Source organism: Sulfuricurvum kujiense DSM 16994 (assembly GCF_000183725.1).
GTDB lineage: Bacteria > Campylobacterota > Campylobacteria > Campylobacterales > Sulfurimonadaceae > Sulfuricurvum > Sulfuricurvum kujiense.
This window is the reverse complement of record NC_014762.1, coordinates 1,854,588-1,871,519: the sequence shown is the minus strand read 5'-3', so window position 1 is coordinate 1,871,519 and position 16,932 is coordinate 1,854,588. Positions and strand designations below refer to the sequence as shown.

Here is a 16,932-nt window from a genome sequence, read left to right as displayed (position 1 = left end):
TACGCATCTATTCAATCCCGTTCAACCGAAGGAGATTTTTAGACTCGCACTCTCTCCCCATCATCTCGACAAACAGCTCCTGCATACTCTGGCTTCCCCCACGGGCCAGGACGACCTCTTTGTATTTGCGGGCCAGCTCGCTTCCGAATACCCCCTCATCGACGATGGCGTAATAGGCGTCGGCACTGAGCACCTCCGCCCATTTATAGCTGTAGTATCCCGCGCTGTATCCCCCGCTGAAAATGTGGCTGAAGCCGTTTTGGAATTTGTTATACTCAGGCGGTTTGATCAAGGATGTTCGCGCACGGACGCTGTCGAGAAGATTTTGGATCTCTTCGCCTTGGTGGAGTTTGGAGTGAAGCTCGAAATCGAACAATGAGAACTCAAGCTGGCGGAGCATAAACATGGCACTTTGGAAATTTTTCGCACGGATCAGTTTGGCAATCAGCTCATCACTGAGTATCTCTCCGCTTTGGTGATGTTTGGCAAAGAGTTTAAGAACTTTGGGTTCATACGCGAAATTTTCCAAAAACTGTGAGGGAAATTCAACCGCATCCCACTCGACCCCGTTGACTCCGCTGACACCGTGCTCTTTGACACGGCTGAGGAGATGATGGAGGGTGTGTCCCATCTCATGAAAAAGGGTGACGACGTCATCATGTCTCAGAAGGGATGGCGACGTCTCAGAAGAAGGGGGAAAGTTGCAGACGACAAAGGCGCTGGAGAGATGGGCGCACCCTTGCGTATCTTCGCAATGGGTCTGAAAATTGTGCATCCACGCACCGCCCCGTTTATCTTTGCGGGCTTCGAGATCGAAATAGACCCGTGCGGTAAGGTTTTCACCGTCATAGATATCGTACGCGAGGGCTTTTTCATCCCACAGTTCGATGTTTTGGCGGACAAAATGGAGACCGAATAGCTCGTTTAAAAAAGTGAACATCCCCTCCATAACACTATGCTGCTCGAAGTAGGGACGGTACTCTTCTTCATCGATATCGTACTGGGCCTTTTTGAGGATCTCGCCGTAGTAGGCGCTGTCGTAACTTTGCAGGTCGATCCCTTTTGCGACGGCACGGAGCTCTTCGAGTTCCCGCATCCCCTGAACACGGGATGCGTCGATGAGCTCGTTCAAAAATTTCAAAACGCTCTCCGTACTCGGTGCCATTTTGGAGGCGAGAGAGTATTCGGCATAGTTTGCAAAGCCTAATAATTCGGCACTCTCTTGACGAAGCGCCATCAGCTCATCGATGATGGCACCGTTTTGGGGCGCACGGGTCGTGTAGGCACGGTAAAGTTCTTCACGGATAGCTCGGTTGGGACCGTAGGTCATATAGGCGATGTAGGAGGGCATTTGGAGGGTAAAACGGTATTTGCTTACCCCCTCTTCTTCAAAGCGGGCATTCTCCAGATCACTTTCGGGTATCCCCGCCACATCGGCTTCATTTGTGATGATTTTTTCATACGCGTTGGTGGCATCAAGAACGTTTTGGGAAAAATCGTTGGTGAGGGTACTTTTACGTTGGTTTATTTCGGCTAAGCGCGCTTTGGACACATCGTCTAGATGGGCGCCGGCGAGCTCGAAATGGAGAATATTGAGGTCGAGTATGCGGCGCTGCTCGATGTTAAGGGAATCGTACTCGTTGGCTTTGATCGTTTTAAATGCTTCGTAAATATCGAGATTTTGACCGACGAATGTCGAATACTCGGTGAGGATCGGAAGTGCCTCGGCATATACTTTTTGGCTCGCTTCGGAATTTTTTACGGCATTGATATGCGAAAGGGGAGTAAAAAATAGCTCTAAATCTTCTTCCATAAAATCAAAAGGGCGGATGAAATTGGCATAGGTCTTATTCGGTACGGCAAGTAAATCGGCAATGGTTTTATGGTTGATTTCAATAATGGTATTGAGTTCAGAAATGAATGTCTCTAAATTGAGTTTAAAATCGGCAAAAGGGTGCATAGTTTCTCCTGTAGTTGCGATATTGTAGTAAAGTGTTTCAAAAATTATTCTATAAATTATCGATTATCTAAAAAATATGGCATTTCCAGTAATGATGAGGCGTTCTGAAAAACGGCAGTATAAACTAACCGTCTATGTTTCTTTTTTGGGATAAATGTTGTAACCTTTTCGGTATATAATGGTATCACGTATAAACCGATCTTATGTAAATGGAGTTTTATTATGAGTAAATCGACCACCATCACTGTGGACGGAAACGAAGCTGTTGCCCTAGTTGCCCATAAAATCAACGAAGTCATTGCCATTTATCCCATTACCCCATCCTCGCCGATGGGCGAATTCAGCGATCTGTATAGTTCCAAAGGGCAAAAGAATATTTTCGGTACGGTTCCCGAAGTGTATGAGATGCAAAGTGAAGGGGGTGCCAGCGGCGCGGTACACGGTGCTCTTCAGGCCGGATCGCTGACGACGACTTTTACGGCATCGCAGGGGCTGTTGTTGATGATTCCGAATATGTATAAGATCGCAGGTGAGCTTACGCCGACGGTCTTTCATGTGGCGGCGCGTTCTTTGGCTGCTCAGGGGCTCTCTATTTTCGGGGATCATCAGGATGTGATGGGGGTCCGCCAGAGCGGGTTTGCTCTAATGGCTTCGAACTCCGTTCAGGAAGCGCACGATTTTGCCCTGATTTCGCAAGCTGCGAGTCTGCGATCTCGTATCCCTTTTCTCCATTTTTTCGACGGTTTTCGAACCTCCCATGAAGTGAGCCGGATCGAAAAACTCGATGATGACGTTTTGAAAGCGATGATTGATCCGGATTTGGTCGCCGAGCATCGCCGCCGCGGATTGAATCCAAACCACCCCGTACTTCGGGGGACGGCGCAAAATCCCGATGTCTATTTCCAAGGACGTGAGAGCGTTAACCGCTATTATCAAGCACTCCCCCAAATTCTCCAGAATGAGATGGACAAATTTGCCTCGTTGAGCGGTCGGTCTTATCATCTGTTCGATTATGTCGGTGCAGCGGATGCGGAGCGGGTGATCGTTCTGATGGGTTCGGGTGCCGAAGCGGTCGAAGAGAGTGTAAATCATCTTGTATCTATCGGAGAAAAAGTAGGGATGATCAAGGTCCGACTTGCGTTGCCGTTTGCTTCGGAGGCGTTTATCGCCGCACTTCCCCCATCGGTTCGCTCAATTGCGGTACTGGATCGTACAAAAGAGCCGGGAAGTCTCGGCGAACCGCTCTATCACGACGTTCTGACCGCTCTCTTTGAACACAGGGACAATCTGCCCTCTGCAATGCCGCGCATCATCGGCGGGCGATACGGCCTCTCTTCCAAAGAGTTTACCCCGTCCATGATCTTCTCTATTTATGCGGAGTTGAGCAAACCGCTGATGAAAAACCATTTTACGATCGGGATTGATGATGACGTCACGTTCACCTCGCTTGAGTTTGACCATGATTTCATCCTTCAAAATCCCGATCAGTTTCAAGCGGTGTTTTACGGATTGGGATCGGACGGAACGGTAGGGGCGAACAAAAATACGATCAAAATTATCGGAACCGAAACGGAGCATTACGCGCAGGGCTATTTCGTCTATGACTCGAAAAAATCGGGTTCGATGACGACGTCGCATCTGCGCTTCGGTACCAAGCCGATCAAATCCAGCTATCTGATCCAAAAAGCCGATTTTGTGGCGGTCCATCAGGCTGTCTTTTTAGAAAAACTCGATCTTTTGGAGATTGCCAAAGAGGGGGGGATATTTTTGCTCAACTCCCCTTATCCCAAAGAAGAGGTGTGGGATCGGCTCCCGAGGGTAACGCAGGAGAGAATCATTGAGAAAAAGCTCAAATTCTATGCGATCGATGCGTATAAAGTGGCTCAGGCCTCCAATATGGGACGGCGAATCAATACGGTAATGCAGACGTGCTTTTTCGCCATCAGCGGGATTCTGAGCAAAGAAGAGGCGATGGCAAAGATCAAAGGCTCTATCCAAAAGACCTACGGTTCCAAAGGGGATGTCATCGTTGCGATGAACTACGCCGCGGTGGATACGACGTTGGAAAATCTCTACGAGATTGACGTCCCCTCAACCGCCGATTCGTCGCTTGAACTTCACCGCCCGCTCAAAGGGGATATGTCCGCCTTTGCCCGCGAGGTGATCGGAAAAATCACCGCCTTTAAGGGGGATGAGCTTCGGGTATCCCAAATACCCGATGACGGTACCTGGCCGACGGGGACAACCCAGTATGAAAAACGCAACATCGCCCAGGAAGTTCCCGTGTGGGACGCCGATACCTGTATTCAGTGCAACAAATGTGTCCTTGCCTGTCCCCACTCGGTGATCCGCTCATCCGTGTTCGACGCATCCTATCTGCAAGGGGCTCCCGAGGGATTCAGCGCCAAAGGGGCCAAAGGGAAAAATTTCGGCGACAATGATGTCTTCGCGATTTCGGTTGCGGTTGAAGACTGTACCGGATGTGCCCTCTGTGTCGAAGTGTGTCCTGCCAAAAACAAGTCCCAGACCAATCTTAAAGCAATCAATATGATGCCGCAGCTTCCGCTCCGTGAGAGTGGCATCGCGCAATGGGATTTTTTCCTTTCCCTGCCTAAAATGGATCGCGCATCGCTTGATCATGCCAATCTCAAAGAGTCGCAGTTTCTAGAACCGCTCTTTGAGTTTAGCGGTGCATGTCCTGGGTGCGGCGAGACGCCGTACGTCAAACTCGCTTCCCAGCTGTTCGGAGATCGGATGGTGATTGCCAATGCGACGGGGTGCAGTTCGATCTACGGCGGCAATCTTCCGACTACGCCGTGGAAAAAGAACGATGAGGGACGAGGACCGGCATGGTCGAATTCACTTTTTGAAGACAACGCCGAATTTGGGCTGGGATTTCGCCTCTCTATCGATTCGCACACCGACCGTGCCCGGGGATTGCTGGAAGCGCTTAAAGAGCAGTTGGATATTTCATTGGTCGAAGAGATCCTGAGTGCCGAGCAGCATGAAGAGTCGCAGATCAATCTTCAGCGAGAGAGGGTGAAAAAACTCAAACACGCGTTGGAAACGTTAGATTGTGATGACGCCAAAAACCTGTCGGAACTTGCCGATTATCTGGTCAAAAAATCGGTCTGGATCATGGGAGGAGACGGCTGGGCATACGATATCGGCTACGGCGGATTGGACCATGTCCTCGCCAGCGGCAAAAACGTCAATATCCTTGTCCTTGATACGCAGGTCTATTCGAATACGGGGGGACAGCAGTCCAAAGCGACCATGACGGGCGCAGTGGCGAAATTCGCCGCAGGGGGGAAAGCGGGATTGCCGAAAGACCTCGCTGCGATGGCCATTGCCTATGAAAACGTCTATGTTGCCAAAGTTGCGATGGGTGCCAATGATACGGCAACCATCAAGGCATTCGTTGAAGCGGAGCGTTTTGACGGACCTTCCATTATCATCGCCTATTCGCACTGTGTGGCTCACGGATACGATCTCAAATACGGATTCGATCAGCAAAAACGTGCCGTTGACAGCGGTTTATGGCCGATTTTCCGTTTTAACCCCGATAAGAAAAAAGTCGGAGAGAATCCGATGAGTCTGGATTACAAAGGGCCTAAAATCGATGTCAAAGATTTTATGTACCGTGAAACCCGCTTTAAAATGGTTGAGAAGATGAATGCACTCTCGGCAGGACACTATCTCGAAACGGCGGCGCATACCGCTGAATCACTTTATGCGCGCTACAAAAATCTGCAGGCGTATTATGAGCCGTCATCTGAGGAGGCGTAACATGGATTTCACAACTTCAATTTTGGGACTGGAACTCAAAAATCCCCTTATCGCCAGTGCATCCCCGATGAGTGCGTCGTTGGAGGGTGTTAAAAAATTGGAAGACAGCGGTATCGCCGCCGTCATCATGCATTCGTTGTTTGAAGAGGAGATCAATCATGAGATCCATCAGATCGACCATTTTCTCCATGTCAACAGCGATTCATATGCCGAGGCGATCACCTATCTGCCCGACGAAGTTACGTTTGACAATCTGCAAGCCGATCAATATCTCGAAGAGATCCGTTTGAGCAAAGAGAATGTTTCAATCCCTATCATTGCCAGTTTAAACGGTGTCTCGGCGGGAGGATGGGTCAAGTATGCGAAGAAACTCCAAGAAGCCGGTGCCGACGCTCTGGAGCTGAATATCACCTATATCCCAACCTCCATGGAGTTGGAAGGGTATAGGGTTGAACAGATGTATATCGATACGGTCGCGACGGTAGCCGAACAAATCAATATTCCTCTGAACGTCAAAATGAACTCTTTTTTCTCGAATCCTGCCAATATGGCCAAGCGGTTTGTCGAAGCGGGAGCGAACGGACTGACCCTTTTTGACAATCCGACTCTCGTGGATGTCGATCTCGAACTCCTCACTCCGCTTCAGAAAGCCAATATTACCTCTTCGCCCCGGCTCAGTGAGACACTGCGGTGGTGTGCGATCCTCTACAATAAACTCTCCTGTTCGCTCTGCGCCAATACGGGAGTTCACAGCGGCGAGGATGTCCTCAAAGCGATTATGAGCGGAGCCGATGCGGCGGCTCTTGCTTCGGTGCTCCTTATCAGAGGGGAGGATGAGATCAAACGGATACTGGGCGATATGCGTGAGTGGATGGAGAAACACGAATACGAATCGATTGCACAGATGAAAGGGTCGATTTCTTTGTCCCATACCGATAACCCCTCCGTGTATGAACGAAACTCTTACATGTACGCGTTGCAGCACTACCGCCGATAGCAGTCCTATGCGGTATAATTCGTCATATCAAAAAGGGTGTGATGAATGAGTACGAAAATCAGGTTTTTGCTTCGCTATATTTTTGTCGGGGCACTTTCGCTGTTTCCTTTGATCTTGGTGATCGTTGTCGTCAATTATCTGAAAAATCTGGGAATCAGCGCCTATCTTTCTTTGCACGATTATACCGATTCATTTGAATTGACATTGGCGTTGATGATCGGTGTTATCGGTGTTTTTGCCGTGCTCGGGTTTTCGATCGAGAAGTACGGACGCTCTATCTTCGTCTCGATGATCGATAGTACGTTCGAGAAAATCCCCGCTATCCGCTCGGTCTATTCGGTTTCGAAAAAACTGGCCGCCATGCTCTCCGGCGGTGAAGACGGGACAAAGAAAGAGGTGGTATTGGTCGAGTATCCCAAAGAGGGATTATGGGTTCCGGCATATCTGCTGAACCGCCATGAAAATATCTGTGTCCTTTTCATCCCGACCTCCCCGAATCCTACCAGCGGATATACGGTTCTCGTCGATGAAGCGTTGATCAAAAAAACGACACTTTCCCTTCAGGAAGCCTCATCGTTCATCATCAGTATGGGTGCCGATTTCTCCCAAAAAGAAGATGTGTCAGCCCTTATTCAAACTCATCGAACTTCGGCTCAGGAGCTTTAAACCGCTCTTTGAGGAGCTGTTGATAGTGCGGAGCGCTCTCGAAGAGTTTGTGCAATGCCATGGTTCCGTGCGCTTCGCTGAGCGATGAGTCGACGATAATATAGGAGAGATAGACGGTGTTTTCGTTAATCGAAAACTGCAATTTCTCCAACACGCTGTTTTCCCCCAAAAGATAATCATACAACGCTTCGATATTTTCCTGCGGTATGCGGCAGAGTGCCGAATCGGCAATTATAATACCGTTGTCGTAGTAGTTGATATCGATACGGGCGCTTCCCATCTCAAAGCGCCAGCTTCGCTGACTTCGGCGTGCTAGGGTGACATTCACTTTCAGTGTTCCCAAAATCTTCTCGATCAGCGCTACGATACCGGAGGGTTTATACCCTTCGCGTCTGCGTTTGGCGACTTCGAGTTTGGAGCCGCATTTAGGACAGTAATCGTTTTGGATCGTAGCTTCCACAATCAGATTTTTGCATGATCCGCATCGGATGACATCTTCGGTTTTAAGTGCATGGAACTGTTCAAGTGCCTCTTTTAGAGTGTAGGCGGGGAGGGCGAATCCGAGGTTATTGGAGTTTTGGATGATAAAGGTATTGACCCCGATCACCTCCGCCGATTCGTTTAAAAGCGGCCCTCCGCTGTTTCCGGGATTGATGGCGGCATCAAACTGGATGTATTCGACTTCCCCCTGCAATCGTGAAGCTTTGGAAACTATCCCCTCCGTCGTGGAATAATTCAGACCGTAGGGATGGCCGATAGCGATAACTCCGTCTCCGTCCTGGACCGGGATTTCGGAGAGAAGCAGCGGATTTTTGCACTCGATCGGGATGGGGGAACGGATAAACGCCAAATCAAAGGCGGGATCGTCATAAATGACCGAAGCGAGTGTTTTGGAGAGGGTTTTGGTACTGATAAGTACCTCTTTGAGTCCGCTCACGACGTGCGAATTGGTGATGATAAGATTATTGATCACAAAACCGCTTCCGCTGCCGTAGGGGTTGGTAATTTGGACGATACTTTCAATCGTTTGTTCGACCATTTTTTGGGTAGCTGTATTCACACTTACACTTCCGTATAATCGAGATTTTTGACTTGGAGATAAAAACTTTGGCTGAAATGATCCAAGTCGCTGTAATTAAGGTGCTCGGAAAAATTACTCAGCCCTTTGTAACGGCTCATATAGGGCTCTATCGATTCACGGATCCGCTGTGCGATAAGATTCTCTTTAAACGTTTTCGTATGTGGGTCGTACAGCGGCGTCTCACCGGCAGCCTTGAAAAATTCGGATGCGTAGATTTCAACATGCAGATGCAGCAATGCCCGCAATGAGGGGTGAAGACCGTAGTTGTAGAGGATATACAGGGAGATATAGCGGTAAATAACAGGGATAACGTAGGTCGAACGGTTGTTTTTATACCACCGTACTTTGCCTAACGATTCGTCGATAAAGGCGGCGATCTCATCGTGCATCGCCTGCTCGAACGGGGAAAAGGTATAGGCGGCATCGTAAAACTGTGTTGAAAACGATTCAATATCCATCGCGCCGAGTTCGCTGAGATATTGTTCCAAATCGGCATTTTTGTCTTCGGTCAACTTCTCGTCGTCCATAAAATATCCGTTGATTTTTTCGCTGATATTTTTGGCCATTTTTTTATGGGGGAGGAGGAGATAATCGATTTGAAGCAGCAGGGCAAGATAGCTAAAAGAGGTCATGCCCGTGTTATCGTTGGATAACAGCCCGATGAGGCTTTGCCGTGTCTCATTGATCCATTGGTGCATAAACGCGTAATTAGAGTCGATTTTTTCCCGCTCAATCGGGAGGAGATGCGCCGTATCCAAAAGGACCGATTCGTCAAACTCTCCGGCGATAAACTCTTTTTCAAAATCGGCATTGAGTGCGATTTCACGGAGCGGATAAAATATTTTCTGGGGAGTGATAGTCGCGTTATCAAGACGGATCGAGAGTTTTATAGTCCCCTCCGCATCGCTGAAACGGCAGTAGGTCAATTGAAAATCCCGCTCCAAGAAGCGGCGTTTGGTCGCAACATGAAGTTTTTTGCTCACGGCAATATCGGCATGTGCTTCCAATGATGTTTCGGTTACAAAACCTTTGATAAGGGCATACCCCTGATAAAGGGTAAACGTAAGCGAATCATGAGAACGTACGATACTCAAATGCGGTGTCGAAATGCCGTTTCCCTGATGGACGATCGAGGACAAAAAACATTCGTACCCGCTGAGTATATCGCCGCTGACAAAAGCTTCGGAAGCACGGTCAAACAGCTCTTTTTCATCGGGATTGGGCAGCGCATGAATCCCTCTTCCGTATAGCGGTGCACGGTGCATCGGCTGAGGTACAAACCAGTCTTTAATCGTATCGAACAGTTTCACCCCTGTTTTTTCCTTCTCTTATGATTTGCTTAGTGTAATCAAAGCAACCTTAAAGCGACAATAAAGTATAATACGCGTAATTTAAAAGGGCACATCGAAGATGCTTTGTAGGGAGTTGTATGGGCTATAAGCGTGTTTTGGTAAAATTCTCCGGTGAGGCTTTGGCTGGTGAAAACGGTCACGGCATCGATACGAAAATCCTAAAATTTATTGCCGGTGAGATTAAAACACTCGTTGATGCAGGGATTGAGGTAGGGATCGTTATCGGCGGCGGAAACATTATCCGCGGCGTAACTGCGGCGGCTGACGGAATTATCCGACGTACGTCGGGTGATTACATGGGGATGCTGGCGACAGTGATTAATGCGATCGCAATGCAAGAAGCTTGTGAACATGAGGGGATGCTGGTTCGCGTACAAAGTGCGATTAAAATGGAACAAATCGCCGAAGCGTTTATCGTTCGACGTGCTACCCGTCATTTGGAACGGGGCCGTGTGGTCATTTTTGCCGCAGGGACCGGAAATCCGTTTTTTACCACCGATACCGCAGCAACGCTTCGTGCGATCGAAATTGGTGCGGAAGTTATTATCAAAGCGACCAAAGTTGACGGCGTTTATGATAAAGACCCGAAAAAATTCGCTGATGCAATCAAACTTCCAAGCCTCGGATACGAGCAAGCGCTGCAAGATCATATCAAAGTAATGGACGACACCTCTATCGCTTTGGCTAAAGAGAACAAACTGCCGATTATCGTGTGTGATATGTTCACGCCGGGAAATCTTCTGGAAATCATTCAGGGTAACTTTGACCGTTGCTCTATTGTTAAGTAAATCCAAAATTAAGGGAAAAAAATGAGACTTGAACAACTCACCGCAAAAGCACTTGAAACTGCCAATATCGATCGCTATCAATTGGCTATCGCTGTCGCAAAACGCTCTGAAGAGCTTCTAAACGGAGCAACAACGAAACTGAACGTTGATGTAAAAAAAGCTAAAACGGCTGATATCGCTTTGATGGAGATTGCCGAAGGGCATATCACGGTCAAAGGGTTTGTAAACCGAGACTAATCGTCAATACAAAGCTGCATCATTGAATACCATCGATATAGAAAAAGTAGCCGGAATCAATGATGTTGAGGGTGCCATAGAGCACCTTTACAAACAGATTCCCCTTTCTGCCGCCACACAAACTGCCCTCAATTTTTCTCAGCAAGCACATCAAAACCAATTTCGAAAAAGCGGCGAACCGTATGTCGTTCATCCTATTTTAGTCGCATCGATTGTTGCAACTATTACCGGTGATGAGGCAATGGTCATCGCCGCGCTTCTTCACGATGTAGTAGAAGATACCCACACGACAATAGAAGAGATTGCCCGTGAGTACGGGGATGACGTTGCCCATTTAGTTGAGGGGCTGACGAAGATTGATACGATCCGCGATGCGCAGCTGATCCCTTCGAATTCGGATGAAAAACTGGTCGTTTCGGCACTTTCGTTTCGAAAAATGCTGATCGCTTCGATCGAAGATGTGCGGGTATTGGTCGTCAAACTGTGCGACCGTCTCCATAACATGCTCACTCTCGGGGCATTGGCTCCCGCAAAACAGCACCGTATCGCTGAAGAGACGCTCGTCGTATATGCCCCGATTGCTAGCCGTTTGGGGATCTCGTTTTTGAAAAATCTTTTGGAAGATTTGAGTTTTCAATACCTCTTTACCGAAGAGAAGCAAGCCATCGATATGTATATGGAAGAGAACTTTCGCTCCATCAATGCACGGCTGAGCGATTTTTGCGAGAAATTGACCAAAATGATGCTTGAAAACGGGTTTAATGAGGAAGATTTCGAAATTCTCAGCCGTGTTAAGCACCACTACTCCATTTATCTCAAAATGCAGCGCAAAGGGATCAGTATCGATGAGATTCTGGATCTCTTGGCGGTACGCATACTGGTCAAAAAACCGATTGACTGCTATCGTGTTTTAGGGCTGGTACATCTGAATTTTCAGCCCCTTTCATCCCGGTTTAAAGACTATATCTCGATTCCCAAAGAGAACGGATATCAGACCCTTCACACGTCGGTTTTTGATTCAACGGCTATTTTTGAAGTACAGATCCGTACCTATGAGATGCACAAAACAGCCGAACTCGGTGTCGCGGCACACTGGAAATACAAAAGCGGCGGCAACAATCCGATCAGCCTCGATTGGCTCCATAATCTTCAGTATCAAAACGAATCGGTCGAGGCGTTTTACGAATTGATCAAAAATGATCTTTTCAGCGAAGATATCAGCGTCTTTTCTCCGAAAGGAAAACCCTTCACCCTTCCTCGAGGAGCGGTGGCTCTTGATTTTGCCTACGCGGTCCATACCGAAATCGGCGACAGTGCCGAAGGGTGTCTGATAAACAAAGAAAAAGCGTCGCTTCTAAGCGAACTGCACAACGGCGATATCGTTAAAATTACGACGGGACCGAAAAAAATCAACCGATGCAGCTGGATCGATGCAGTAAAAACCTCCCGCGCTAAAGCAAGTATGCGGGCAAACTGCAATCAACGGATCAAAGCGATCGATACCGAAACAGGTATCAGCATTTTGAGCACAATTTTTAATTTCGATCCGGCCCGTGTCGATCAATTATTCGCTCAGACCCATCTTGAAGAACAGCGTCACCGTATTCCGAGCGAACTTGATCTGCTCAAAGAGACGGTTAACCGGTTTACTCTGGAGCTGGGAGAAAGTAAACGTTTCAGCGTGTTTCTTTCCCGAAACCGTTTTCGGCTCAAACCGTATGTATTCGCATCGCTGGAAATTTATGCCAACAACAGTGTCGGCGACGCCGTATTTGATTACTGCTGCCATCCTAAAACCGGGGATGAAATCGTAGCCTTTTTACAAAACGGGAAAGCCCACGTTCACCATAAAATGTGTAAAAACGCCGCAGGACTGATTGACCGCAGAGAGCCGATGGTATTTGTCCGCTGGAGAGCGCAGCACTATTTTAGATACCATCTCATTATCAGTATGCAAAGTGCGCAGGGCTCACTCGCCGATCTGCTCACCTATATGGCAAAAATGGGTGCCGACATTAACAGTATCGAACTCGGTAAAGAGAAAAGCGAACATACACAGTATTGTGAAATGGAATTTCAAACTCTTGAAGCCGATATCAATCGTCTTCGCTCCAAACTGGAGAAAAAAGGGAAAATCATACAATTTTTTCGGACGGATGATGCGTACCGAAGCCAAGGATAAACAATGATACAAAATGCATTACGTGAAATTAAACGGGGAACCGCCGAAATTATCGATGAAGCACGCATTGAAACGCTGCTCAAAAACTATTTTGAAAAAGGGGAAAACTATACGGTTAAAGCCGGATTTGACCCGACCGCTCCCGATCTGCATTTGGGACACACCGTATTGCTTCAAAAACTCTCGGTTTTCCAAAAATTTGGAGCGCATATTCAGTTTTTGATCGGTGACTTTACCGCACAGATCGGTGATCCGACCGGCAAAAGCGAAACCCGTAAAAAATTGCTTCCCGCTCAGGTGCTGGAGAATGCCCAAAGTTATAAAGATCAGGTTTTCAAGATCCTCGATCCGGAAAAAACAACCGTCGTTTTTAACTCCGAGTGGATCAATCCTCTCGGTGCCGCAGGGATGCTTGAGCTGACCACGACGTATAACGTAGCCCGGATGTTGGAACGTGACGATTTCGACAAACGCTATAAAGGGGGAATCTCGATCTCCATCAGCGAATTTTTGTACCCGCTTCTTCAAGGGTACGACAGCGTCCATCTCAAAAGCGATATCGAGATCGGCGGAACTGACCAGAAGTTTAATCTTTTGATGGGACGCCATTTGCAGCGGGTCTACGAGATCGGCAAAGAGCAGGCGGTACTGATGATGCCGATCCTCGAAGGTCTTGACGGCGTACAGAAAATGTCCAAATCGCTCGGTAACTACATCGGTGTCGTAGAAGCACCAAACGATATGTACGGGAAAGTCCTCAGTATCAGCGATACGTTGATGTGGCGTTATTATGAACTTCTTAGTGCCAAATCTCTCGATGAGATCGATGTATTGAAAACAGGTGTCGAAAACGGAACACTCCATCCGAAGAAGGTAAAAGAGGCTTTAGCTATCGAGATTACGGCACGCTTTCACTCCGCCGAAGCGGCAGAAGGGGCACATGCTGAATTTGAGAGAGTTCATGCTCAGAGTGAAATTCCGAGCGAAATGGACGAGTTTAGCTTAGAAGGTCCGATATGGATTGCCAAAGCATTGGTAGACTGTTCTCTAAGTCCGTCAACTTCTCAAGCCCGTCGCGAGATTAAGCAAGGCTCTGTTAAAATCGATCAAAATAAACTAAGCGATGAACAATATCAGCTTGAAGCGGGTGAATACATCCTTCAAGTGGGAAAACGAAAATTTGCGCGATTAAAGGTAACCCAATGAGCTTAAAACCAATTCAAATCGGCAAGCACACCATTAAAATTCCTATCGTTCAAGGGGGAATGGGGGTCGGAATCAGCTGGGATAAACTGGCGGGAAATGTCTCCTTGGAAGGTGGACTTGGTGTCATCAGTTCCGTCGGGACAGGGTATTACGAAAATAAAATTTATGCGGATAAACTCATTGCCAACCGCCCGTTGGATGCCGAAAACTTTTACTCGAAAAAAGGGCTGGATGCGATTGTCAAGAATGCCCGAAAAATTTGCGGTGATGCTCCGCTTGCATGTAATATTTTGTACGCAATCAACGATTACGGACGTGTCGTAACCGACGCGTGCGAAGCGGGAATTGATATTATCATCACAGGAGCGGGGCTTCCGACCAATATGCCCGAATTTACCGCCGATTATCCCGATGTCGCACTGGTACCGATCGTATCATCGCCGAAAGCACTTTCGATTATCTGTAAACGGTGGCAGAAACGGTACAACCGTCTTCCCGATGCGGTCGTATTAGAAGGGCCTCTTAGCGGAGGTCATCAGGGCTTTACGTATGAGCAGTGTACTATGGAAGAGTTTCAGCTTGAAAATCTCGTCCGTCCGGTTGTGGAAGAAGCGGCGTTATGGGGAAATATCCCCGTTATTGCGGCAGGGGGAATCTGGGATAAAAACGATATCGATGCGATGATGGCATTGGGTGCAAGCGGTGTACAAATGGGGACACGATTTATCGGAACCCATGAATGCGACGCGCATGAAAATTTCAAACAGGTTCTTATTGATGCCAAAGAAGAAGATATCACATTGATGAAATCTCCGGTCGGATATCCGGCACGCGGAGTCCGAACCAAACTACGCGATTTGATCGATACCCGAACGGGTCCTTCGATCAAATGTATCTCAAACTGTGTCGCTCCGTGTAACCGCGGCGTGGAAGCCAAAGAGGTCGGCTTTTGTATCGCCGACCGTCTCAGCGATGCCTATCTTGGGGATAAAGAACTTGGTTTATTCTTTTCAGGAAGCAACGGATACCGTATCGATAAAATTATCTCCGTCAAAGAGTTGATGGAAAAATTAACGCAAGGGGAGTAGCATCAGCGTGCTGATTCGTATCCTCTTTACCTCTATTTTGCTTTTCTCTACCCTTATGGGCGCAAATTTGTCTGAACGTTTGGATTCAGCCAAAAAAGCATTGGATAGCAGTGACGAAATCGAACAGTTCCGCGGCTATAACGAGTATAAAACACTCTATCTGCGGGCTATGCTGGATAAAAATAAAACTTTGGCCGCAGATGCTCTGGAAGGGATCGTTCTCGGAGGTGAAAAACTTGGGATCGATGTCAAAAAATATCAAGCCGATTTAGCAAAATCCAAAGGGATCGCCAAAAAAACAGAATCGGCGGCAAAAACGGCTTTAACTTCTTCCGATGCGGCCGTGCCATCAGTTATCTATGACAAGACATTTAAACCGGCATTGGTCGCCAACAAACTAAATATTCCCGATAAATTTAATACCCCCGACCCCGAAAAAATGGTTAAAACGGAACCGGTAAAGCGTTTTGATGAAATATCGCTGAGTATGCGCCATCGGCTTATGAATGCTCAGTGGAAAGAGAAAGGGCTGGAACTTCTTTTTGATACACCGATTCAGCCCTCTGAAATTCGAATGTCAAAAATTATCGAAGCCGATAAAAAGCGGTTTCGCTACATTATCGATATCGATTCCTCAACCCTCTCTAAAAGCCAGACGTTAGAGCATCAAAACATTAACCGTATCCAAATTGCTCAATACAATGCCAAAACACTCCGCCTCGTCTTTGAACACGATCGTGCTATTGCGATCAAAACGACACCGAAAGATTCTTCCCTCTATATCGATCTCTCATTGGAACCGCCGAAAACGACCGCTCCGCTGCCATCGGCGCCGACTATACAAGAACCTCCGCTGGTTGCGGCGCTTCCTCCTTTGATTACCGTAACTCCGCGAGACCGAAGCAAAAAAATTATTGTTATCGATCCGGGACACGGAGGGAAAGACAGCGGTGCGGTCGGCAACGGCTATATGGAGAAAGACATCGTATTGCAGATCGGGACTCAGCTTGCCGATAAACTTCGTTCACAAGGCTATACCGTCTATATGACACGAAGCAACGATACGTTTATCGAGTTAAAAGACCGCACCAAATATGCCAACGACAAAGAGGCGGATCTTTTTATCTCAGTTCACGCTAATTCTATCCCGAAAACTTCCGACCCGTTAGGAGCACAGGGATTAGAGACCTATTTTCTCTCTCCGACACGGAGTGAGCGCTCTATGCGCATTGCCGCATTGGAGAATTCCGAAGATATGGGTGAGATGGGACAATACGGTAAACTCAGCTTTTTGAGCTTTTTGAATAAAGAGAAGATCATCGCTTCCAATAAACTGGGGATCGACTTGCAAAAAGGGATGTTGGGGAATTTGCGTAAACAGTTTCCGAATGTTCATGATAACGGTGTTCGCGAAGCTCCGTTCTGGGTTCTTGTCGGGGCTCAAATGCCGGCGGTTTTATTAGAAGTGGGATATATCAGTCATCCGGAAGAATCGGCTCGTATCGCCGATGAGAAATATCAACGCTGGATGGTTGATGGCTTAGTTGACGGGGTCAGCCACTATTTTATCAATAATCTATAAATTG

General features: G+C 47.7%; 12 protein-coding genes. 9 read left to right on the top strand and 3 right to left on the bottom strand.

Annotation, left to right across the window (positions count from 1 at the left end; all coding sequences use genetic code 11):
• Positions 1-7: 7 nt before the first annotated feature.
• Positions 8-1,960 carry a M3 family metallopeptidase gene (locus SULKU_RS09335; protein WP_013460718.1) on the bottom strand — a complete coding sequence of 651 codons (1,953 nt, stop codon included), beginning with the start codon at positions 1,958-1,960 and terminating at the stop codon, positions 8-10.
• Between the two features lie 222 nt (positions 1,961-2,182).
• Here SULKU_RS09335 and nifJ point away from each other — a divergent pair, with 222 nt between their 5' ends.
• From nifJ to SULKU_RS09320, 3 genes are read left to right on the top strand one after another with little or no spacing between them, the layout of a single operon-like run.
• Complete coding sequence (gene nifJ, locus SULKU_RS09330; RefSeq protein WP_013460717.1) at positions 2,183-5,749, top strand: pyruvate:ferredoxin (flavodoxin) oxidoreductase; 3,567 nt, start codon at positions 2,183-2,185, stop codon at positions 5,747-5,749.
• 1 nt (position 5,750) lies between these two features.
• Positions 5,751-6,746 (top strand): dihydroorotate dehydrogenase-like protein, encoded by a 996-nt coding sequence (locus SULKU_RS09325; RefSeq protein ID WP_013460716.1) that lies wholly within the window; start codon positions 5,751-5,753, stop codon positions 6,744-6,746.
• A gap of 45 nt (positions 6,747-6,791) precedes the next feature.
• On the top strand, positions 6,792-7,412 hold the full coding sequence (locus SULKU_RS09320) for a DUF502 domain-containing protein (protein ID WP_013460715.1): 621 nt from the start codon (positions 6,792-6,794) through the stop codon (positions 7,410-7,412).
• On the opposite strand, the gene SULKU_RS09315 is transcribed toward SULKU_RS09320, so the two are convergent.
• Positions 7,375-8,472 carry a trypsin-like peptidase domain-containing protein gene (locus SULKU_RS09315; protein WP_013460714.1) on the bottom strand — a complete coding sequence of 366 codons (1,098 nt, stop codon included), beginning with the start codon at positions 8,470-8,472 and terminating at the stop codon, positions 7,375-7,377. The two genes, SULKU_RS09320 and SULKU_RS09315, sit on opposite strands and share 38 nt — an antisense overlap.
• 2 nt (positions 8,473-8,474) lie before the next feature.
• Entirely contained in the window at positions 8,475-9,803 is a 1,329-nt protein-coding gene (locus SULKU_RS09310; protein ID WP_013460713.1) for a hypothetical protein, read from the bottom strand.
• A gap of 119 nt (positions 9,804-9,922) precedes the next feature.
• On the opposite strand from SULKU_RS09310, the gene pyrH reads away from it, so the two are divergent.
• From pyrH to SULKU_RS09280, 6 genes are read left to right on the top strand one after another with little or no spacing between them, the layout of a single operon-like run.
• Positions 9,923-10,633 (top strand): UMP kinase, encoded by a 711-nt coding sequence (gene pyrH, locus SULKU_RS09305; RefSeq protein WP_013460712.1) that lies wholly within the window; start codon positions 9,923-9,925, stop codon positions 10,631-10,633.
• Between the two features lie 21 nt (positions 10,634-10,654).
• Positions 10,655-10,870: a DNA-directed RNA polymerase subunit omega gene (locus SULKU_RS09300; protein ID WP_013460711.1), complete on the top strand. Its 216-nt coding sequence runs from the start codon at positions 10,655-10,657 to the stop codon at positions 10,868-10,870.
• Positions 10,871-10,892: 22 nt separating this feature from the next.
• On the top strand, positions 10,893-13,052 hold the full coding sequence (locus tag SULKU_RS09295) for a RelA/SpoT family protein (RefSeq protein WP_013460710.1): 2,160 nt from the start codon (positions 10,893-10,895) through the stop codon (positions 13,050-13,052).
• A gap of 3 nt (positions 13,053-13,055) precedes the next feature.
• Positions 13,056-14,258, top strand: a complete 1,203-nt coding sequence (tyrS, locus tag SULKU_RS09290) for a tyrosine--tRNA ligase (RefSeq protein WP_013460709.1) — start codon at positions 13,056-13,058, stop codon at positions 14,256-14,258.
• Positions 14,255-15,346: a nitronate monooxygenase gene (locus SULKU_RS09285; RefSeq protein WP_013460708.1), complete on the top strand. Its 1,092-nt coding sequence runs from the start codon at positions 14,255-14,257 to the stop codon at positions 15,344-15,346. The genes tyrS and SULKU_RS09285 overlap by 4 nt, the downstream gene beginning before the upstream one ends.
• A gap of 7 nt (positions 15,347-15,353) precedes the next feature.
• Positions 15,354-16,928 (top strand): N-acetylmuramoyl-L-alanine amidase family protein, encoded by a 1,575-nt coding sequence (locus tag SULKU_RS09280; protein ID WP_013460707.1) that lies wholly within the window; start codon positions 15,354-15,356, stop codon positions 16,926-16,928.
• Positions 16,929-16,932 lie beyond the last annotated feature (4 nt).